Raw genomic sequence first — 894 nt, 5'->3', positions numbered from 1 at the left:
CGAATGCAGTCGGTACAGGCGCACCCGATCGGCGTGCGCACCGTCGACACCAGCAGCAATAGCGGCTCGCGCTAACCGCGACCGACTCCGGTACACCCGGCCATCGGCGGTGCACAACCCCAGAGAGCGCAGCGCGCGCAGTTTGCTGCGCACCGTCGCCGGACAGATCCCCAGCCTGGTCGCCAGCTCACCCACAGACAGCCGGGCAGAGGCCAGGTGGGTCCACACACGCATGCCCAGCACCCCAAGGGGGCGGGCGTGCCAAATGTCCTCCCGGGCGCACTCGAGCTCAGCGTCAAGCTGGCTCTGCATCTCCGGGGTAAATACTGCGCCACTTCTTTGCTTCCCGCCCCCGGGTCCTACGATCCGCCACACTGCCGCCCAGGGGCCGGCTGCTCGCTGCACGCGGGCGACCCAGCCCTGCTGGGTCAGGACTTTCAGTCGGTCGGCGACGGCGTCTCTGGTCAGGCCCGCGGCGAGGGCCCAGTCGCGCTCGGACAGGTGCACCTCTACGGCGGCGGCTGCAAGGGTGCGGGCTGCCAGGGCCAGGAGCACCAGACGGTCCTGGGCTCCGGTCTTGCCAGCCCACCGGCCGGGCCGGGCGTCCATGCGCGCGCAGAGGTCGGCGACAGTCGCTTCGGCGGCTCGGCGGGCGGGCGAGGGTCCTGCAGTGCTGGGCCGGGTGTAACTGGCTGCGGTGACGGCTTTGGCCCACTGACGGGCCAGCTCGGTGGCCGCGTCGAATCGGGGGGTGCGCTCCCCCGCACTTGCACGGCTGGTGCGGACAAACTCCAGACCGGGCCAACGGTCAGTGAAAGCAGCTTCGTACAGGTCGCGGTACTGCATCCGCGCGTGGGCGCAGGCCAACAGGATCGACCACCCCACCGCGGAGGC

General features: G+C 70.9%; 1 pseudogene. It reads right to left on the bottom strand.

From position 1 onward, the window contains the following. Window positions 1-846, bottom strand: a pseudogene (locus HMPREF3086_RS19265) (hypothetical protein); the annotation flags it as partial. Between the last annotated feature and the right edge of the window lie 48 nt (window positions 847-894).

It is taken from the genome of Dietzia sp. HMSC21D01 (genome assembly GCF_001815995.1).
Classification (GTDB): domain Bacteria; phylum Actinomycetota; class Actinomycetes; order Mycobacteriales; family Mycobacteriaceae; genus Dietzia; species Dietzia cinnamea.
Note: the sequence above shows the minus strand (reverse complement) of the source record. Positions and strands in the feature narration are given on the sequence as shown.